Below are 5,868 nucleotides of genomic sequence, written 5' to 3' on the forward strand. Positions count from 1 at the left end.
GCTGCCGCCGCCCACGACGGCCCCGCGGCCGCGGGTCATGGGGCTGGTCGGGGGCATCGGCACGCTCGTCGAGGCACTGCGCCACGCGCTCGCCGGCGCGGGGGGCGCGGCTGCTCGACTCGACGATGGTGCGGCGCCTGGAGCGCACGCCGACCGGGTGGCGGGTCATCGCCGGGGCGACGAACGCCGAGGTCGCACACGAGGCCGACGTCGTCGTGCTCGCGACCCCGGCCACGCCGACCTCCCGCCTGCTGGCCGGGCACGCCTCGACGGCTGCCACAGCGCTCGCCGGCATCGACTACGCCTCCATGGCGGTGATGACGGTCGCGCTGCCGGCAGACCAGACGCCCGACCTGCCGGGCAGCGGCTTCCTCGTGCCGGCGGTCGACGGGCGACCGATCAAGGCGAGCACCTTTTCGGCGTCGAAGTGGGCCTGGGTCCGGGAGGCGAGCACCGATGTCGTGCTGCTGCGGGCCTCGGCTGGCCGTGCCGGCGAGGTCGCCTCGCTCCAGCGTGACGACGACGACCTCGTCCGGGGCGCCCTCGCCGAGATCTCGAGCGCCGTCGGCGCGCCGCTGCCCGCACCCGTTGACCAGCACGTGCAGCGGTGGGGCGGCGGTCTGCCGCAGTACGACCTCGGGCACACTGGGCGGGTCGCCGCGGTGCGCTCCGCGGTCGCGCAGCTGCCCGGTCTCGAGGTGACCGGCGCCGCCTACGACGGTGTGGGCATCGGCGCGGTGCTCACCGGCGCGGCCACGACCGCCACGACGATCCTCGACGCACTGCCCCCTTCGTCCACCACTGAAATGGAGCCCCGATGACCACCCGGCCCGCCCCCGTCAAGCCCACGCGCGAGCAGCTCGAGGCGATCAACAGCAGCGTCCACTACGCGATGTTTTCCGCCTTTGCGCTCGTGACGCCCGTGGGCGACGACGACCGCGACGCGATCGCGCAGGAGGTCGAGGCGCTCTTCGCCGAGCTCACCGAGGGCGGCGTGCGCATCCGCGGCGTCTACGACGTCGCCGGCTTGCGCGCCGACGCCGACATCCTCGTGTGGTGGCACGCCGACGACATCGAGCTGCTCCAGGACGCCTACAAGCGACTGCTGCGCACCGAGCTCGGCGCCCACCTCGAGCCGGTGTGGTCCAACGCGGCGGTGCACCGGCAGGCGGAGTTCAACCGGAGCCACGTGCCGGCCTTCATGGCGGGGGAGGAACCGCGCGACTACGTGTGCGTCTACCCCTTCGTGCGGTCCTACGACTGGTACGTCCTCGATGACAAGGACCGCCGCTTCATGCTCGCCGAGCACGGCGCCATGGCCAAGGACTACCCGGACGTGCGGGCCAACACCATCCCGGCCTTCGCTCTCGGCGACTACGAGTGGATCCTCGCCTTCGAGGCCGACGAGCTGCACCGCATCGTCGACCTCATGCGTGAGCTGCGCGCCTCCAAGGCCCGCCTGCACGTGCGCGAGGAGATCCCCTTCTTCACCGGCCCGCGGGTGAGCGTCGAGGCGCTCGTCGCCGGCCTGCGCTGACCTGGGCGCGGGGCGAGGTCCCACCTGCCCCACGATTTCCGGGTCACCCGATAATCCCCGGCTTCGCAAGAGTCCCAAACCCTTGCGAAGCCGGGGTTTGTCTTGTCGAGTGGCTCCGTCCACAACCTCGCTCCCTGGAGGGGTGGGGTCCACAAGTTCGAGCGTCCGCCGGGGCTACGGCGGCTGCCGGCCAACGCTGGTGGCATGAGAGAAGTCAGCGGCGCTCCCTTCGCGCAGCTCGTCGCCATGCCCGACGGCATCTTCACGCGACAGGACGCGTTGCGCCACGGGGTGACGGACGAGGTCCTGACCGCCGCAGTTCGCCGAGGCGTCATCGCGAGACTGTGCCGAGGCGCCTACACGGTCCCTGGCCCACGGACGAAGGGGGAGGACCGCCGCCTCATCGCGAGGGCGGCACTGCGCCTCTACCCGGACGCCATGCTCTGCGGGGCGACGGCGGTCGCCGCGCACGGGATCTCGTTGTTCGAGGTCCCGCTCCTACCGGTGGACGGGGCCCGTCCGATCAAGCGAGAGGCCGGCACACGGCATCTGCGGTTCCGTCCTACCCACGTCCCCCCGGTCAAGACCCCGTGGGGGCCGGGACAGCCACTACCCGACGCGCTCGTGCAGCTGACCATGGACCATGGAGTCGTCGCAGGAGTTGCCTCCATCGACGCCGCGCTGCACGCAGAGTCCGTGACGCGGGCCGACCTCGACCGGGCCTTTGCCCGCGTCGCCCGGTGGCCACACAGCTCGCGAGCGCGGTGCGCCCTGGCGTGGGCGGACGAAGACGCCGAGTCGTTGGGCGAGAGCGTGACTCGCGTGATCTTGCTGGGCGCAGGGTTCGCGGTGACCTCGCAAGTGCGGATCGAGGAAGCCGACGGAGACTTCATCGCCAGGGCCGACCTCGGCATCGAGGGCACCAACGTCCTGCTCGAGTTCGACGGCAAGGTGAAGTACACCGACGGCGGGCCGGAAGCGCTCTTCCGAGAAAAGAAGCGCGAGGACCGGATCCGACGACGCGGCTATGTCGTCATCAGGGTCGTGTGGGCGGATCTCTTCCACCCCGAGCGAATCGTGCGAGCCGTCACGGAGGCCCTCGCGAACGCTGCGTGACCACTGAGCAAGACAAACCCCGGCTTCGCAAGGGTTCGAGACTCTTGCGAAGCCGGGGATTATCGGGTGACCCGGAAATCGTGGGGCGGGTGAGGTACCAACCCCTCAGCCTGGGCGGGACGCAGGGTCATCGAGATCGAGTTGATGCAGTAGCGCTGGTCGGTCGGGGTCTCGTAGCCCTCGCCCTCGAAGACGTGACCCATGTGGCTGCCGCAGTTGGCGCAGCGGACCTCGACGCGCGGGCGGCCGGGCAGGGAGTCGTCCTGCACGTACTCGACCCGGTCCTCGGCGAGCGGGGTGTAGAAGCTCGGCCAGCCGCAGTGGCTCTCGAACTTCGTCTCGGAGGTGAAGAGCTCGGACCCGCAGGCGCGGCAGGCGTAGACGCCCTCGGTCGTGGTGTCGGTGTACTCGCCGGTGAAGGGCCGCTCGGTCCCGGCGGCCCGCAGCACGGAGAACTCGTCGGGCGAGAGCTCCTCGCGCCACTGCTCGTCGCTCTTGGTCACCGCGTAGTCGCGGCCGGTGGACTCCATCATCGTCAGGCTCCTCGTCGATCGGTGTGCTCATCATGCAACGCAACGGCCCCCGGAGATCATCCGGGGGGCCGTCGCACGCCGCGGTGGGCGAAGGGAGGTCAGCTCACTTCTTCAGGTCGAGGTGGACGACCTGCGGGTCGTGGTCGCTGTCCTGGTCGGCGAAGGGGGAGTTGGTGTGGACGATGTCGTAGGTGAAGGCCGGCCGCCTGCCCTTGCCGGGGTGCCCGGGGCGCCACGGCCCGTTGACCTTGCCCTCGAGGGTGGCGAGCGAGGGCGAGAGCAGGATGTGGTCGAGCACCTGGCTGTTGCCGTCGTAGACGTAGGTCCAGCGCTCCGACTCCGGCAGGGTGCGCGGCAGGTCGGTGAGGGCCTGGGTGCCGGACCCCTCGAGGATGTCGGTGAGGACGTCCGTCGTCTGGCTGAACTCGAAGTCGTTGACGTCACCGGCGACGACGAGCTTGGCCTCGGGGTCAGCGGCCAGCAGGTCGTCGGCCAGGTCGCGAACCTCTCGTGCCTGGGCGTGGCGGGCGTCCTCGCTCGAGCGGACCGGCTGCTGCCAGCGGCCGAAGAGCGGGTCGTCGCCCCCCTTCGAGCTGAAGTGGACCGCGGCGACGAAGACCCGCTCGCCGCGGAAGCGGTACTCACCGATGAGAGGCTTGCGCGAGTCGGTGAAGGCCTGCGAAGCGGGCGCGATCCGGCCGGGCGACTCGGTGAGGTGGGCGCCCTTCCTGTCCTTGACGACCGCGGTCGCCCGGTCGGCCGCGCCGCTGCTGCGCTCGATGAAGTCGATGTCGCGATCCGTGCGGTGGAGCAGCACGTTGCGGATGTTGCCGCCCGGCTGACCACCGTCGGCCTTGTCCTGCGGGTCGACCCAGTTGGCCTCGTAGCGGGGGCCGCCCTGCGCCTCGATGGCGGCGATGAGCCGGTCGGTCGTCGCCGAGGAGTCGACGGTGCCGTCGTCGGTCGGGCCGCTGTTGTCCTGGACCTCCTCGACGGCGATGACGTCGGGGCTGCGCAGGTTGGTGACGATCTGGCCGGCGAGCCGGTCGAACTTGCTCTGCTCATTGCTCGGCGACAGGTTTTCGACGTTGAAGGAGGCCACGGACAGCTCGCGCGGGTGCTGCCGTCCCGTCACCTCGCGCTCGAGACCGCCGTCCTCGACGGTCGGGACATGCGTCGCGAGCAGCTTGAAGTTGGCGAAGGAGTAGTCGAGCGGCCCGGCGACGAGCCCCGGCAGCCGGTCGCGGACGTCGGCGTCGGGGAGCGAGCCGCTCGGCAGGAGCACGTCGTCGACGAGGACTCGCATCGCATTGGGCTGGTCGTAGCCGCCGTAGACGACACCACCGGCGGACGACCGGGTCGCCTCGACGCCGGTCCCGGGGACGACGGGGATCTCGTAGCCGGTCGGTCCGACGACCTGGGCGTCGCGCACGCCGACCCGCATGCCCTCCATCGACTCGTAGAAGTCGATGGCGTCCCTGTCGGGGCGGAAGGCCGCGTCGGCGTACTCGACGCTCTTGGGGTCCTCGGCGTCGACCGTCTGCTGGGGAGCGGTGCGGTCCTCACCGAGGACGACCGCCTCCGGCACAGCGCCGGTGCCGGTCTGGGTGACCACGGGGGGAGACGATCTCGGTCGTCGTGAGGTTGTCCCACCCGCCGGAGCCGCCCGGGCGGAACTCGTCGACGACCCCGTCGACGCTCACGGTGTCACCGACGGCGACGGTCGGCGTCGAGCGCGTGTAGACGAGGACCGCCTCGGAGGTCGCGTCGTCGTCGTCCGGCGTCGTGCTCTGCAGCCAGAAGCCGGAGGACGAGACGGCCGTGACGACGCCCTCGACGTCGTTGACCTTGGACCCGTCGAAGGGGGAGAGGTGGTGGCGCCCCTGGATCTGGGCGATGGTCTCGGGCTCGTCGACGGGCGGCTCCTCGCCGTCGTCGGGGTCGCAGACGACCGGGGTGGTCGACGAGTTCTGCGGGGTCGGGGCGCCCACCGTGAAGTCCGCGGCGTTGTTGTCGGTGTCTACGCACACGTCCGTGCGGGCCACCGAGGTGGCGTTGTCGGTGGCGTCGGCGGGGCCCCCTTCGGCCGTCGTGGCGGAGCCCCAGCCGAGCCGGTCGGCGACCTGACCATCGGGGCGCACGACCTCGACGCGGGCGCCGGAGGAGGACATCGGGACCCTGCCCGTCGCGTCGGGCGCCGGCAGCGCGGGCAGGGAGGAGTTGGCGCCGTCGGCCTGCTGGACGAGGTAGCGCCCGCCGGCGACGACCGTGCCCGACAGGGGAGTCGTCTGCGGCGTGGTGCCGCTCGCCGAGTAGTAGCGCAGGGTCCAGCCGGTGAGGTCGACGTCCTCCTGCGCGCGGTTGGCGAGCTCGACGAAGTCGCTGCGGTAGACGGCGCGGGAGTTGCCGCCGCCTCCGTAGGCCTCGGCGATGACGAGGTCTGGCGATGCGGCGGAGGCGCTCGGGGCGGTGACGGCGAGGCCGGCGACGGCGAGAGGCGCGGCGGTCAGTGCCGCGAGGGCGCGGCGGGCACGAGAGGGCATGGGTGGCTCCTGGGAGGGACGGGCGTGGCTCCCAGCAACCTAGGTCGCCTCGGCACCGCGCGCAGCGCGAGCCGGTGAACGTCGCGTGACGATCACCCGACGGGACGAAGGGAGCCGAGCCGCCCCCTTCGTCGATGGC

Annotated in this window: 6 protein-coding genes; 3 read left to right on the plus strand and 3 right to left on the minus strand. The window is 71.5% G+C overall.

Annotated features, from left to right (window positions below; translation table 11 throughout):
• From B277_RS13795 to B277_RS13805, 3 genes are all read left to right on the plus strand, one after another.
• A partial coding sequence (locus tag B277_RS13795) for a protoporphyrinogen/coproporphyrinogen oxidase (RefSeq protein WP_193788275.1) occupies positions 1-821 on the plus strand: 821 nt, incomplete at its 5' end.
• Positions 818-1,537: a hydrogen peroxide-dependent heme synthase gene (hemQ, locus tag B277_RS13800; protein WP_007929327.1), complete on the plus strand. Its 720-nt coding sequence runs from the start codon at positions 818-820 to the stop codon at positions 1,535-1,537. The genes B277_RS13795 and hemQ, both read left to right, overlap by 4 nt.
• A gap of 204 nt (positions 1,538-1,741) precedes the next feature.
• A complete protein-coding gene (locus tag B277_RS13805; RefSeq protein WP_007929329.1) occupies positions 1,742-2,653 on the plus strand; it encodes a type IV toxin-antitoxin system AbiEi family antitoxin domain-containing protein in 912 nt (303 codons plus the stop codon).
• Between the two features lie 59 nt (positions 2,654-2,712).
• Here B277_RS13805 and msrB read toward each other — a convergent pair whose 3' ends face one another.
• The 3 genes from msrB to B277_RS19255 all read right to left on the minus strand — a co-directional run bounded on the left by msrB (position 2,713) and on the right by B277_RS19255 (position 5,729).
• Positions 2,713-3,186 carry a peptide-methionine (R)-S-oxide reductase MsrB gene (gene msrB, locus B277_RS13810; protein WP_007929331.1) on the minus strand — a complete coding sequence of 158 codons (474 nt, stop codon included), beginning with the start codon at positions 3,184-3,186 and terminating at the stop codon, positions 2,713-2,715.
• A gap of 103 nt (positions 3,187-3,289) precedes the next feature.
• A complete protein-coding gene (locus tag B277_RS19250) occupies positions 3,290-4,801 on the minus strand; it encodes an endonuclease/exonuclease/phosphatase family protein (RefSeq protein ID WP_051988075.1) in 1,512 nt (503 codons plus the stop codon).
• Positions 4,749-5,729, minus strand: coding sequence for a lamin tail domain-containing protein (locus B277_RS19255; protein ID WP_040881680.1), 981 nt, complete (start codon positions 5,727-5,729; stop codon positions 4,749-4,751). The genes B277_RS19250 and B277_RS19255 overlap by 53 nt, the downstream gene beginning before the upstream one ends.
• Positions 5,730-5,868: the final 139 nt, after the last annotated feature.

The sequence above is a fragment of the Janibacter hoylei PVAS-1 genome, from assembly GCF_000297495.1.
Lineage (GTDB): Bacteria > Actinomycetota > Actinomycetes > Actinomycetales > Dermatophilaceae > Janibacter > Janibacter hoylei.

What these genes read in the sequence shown, in the direction of transcription:
- msrB (WP_007929331.1), bottom strand. Translation starts at nt 3,186, where the DNA reads ATGATGGAGTCCACCGGCCGCGACTACGCGGTGACCAAGAGCGACGAG.
- hemQ (WP_007929327.1), top strand. Translation starts at nt 818, where the DNA reads ATGACCACCCGGCCCGCCCCCGTCAAGCCCACGCGCGAGCAGCTCGAG.
- B277_RS19255 (WP_040881680.1), bottom strand. Translation starts at nt 5,729, where the DNA reads ATGCCCTCTCGTGCCCGCCGCGCCCTCGCGGCACTGACCGCCGCGCCT.
- B277_RS13805 (WP_007929329.1), top strand. Translation starts at nt 1,742, where the DNA reads ATGAGAGAAGTCAGCGGCGCTCCCTTCGCGCAGCTCGTCGCCATGCCC.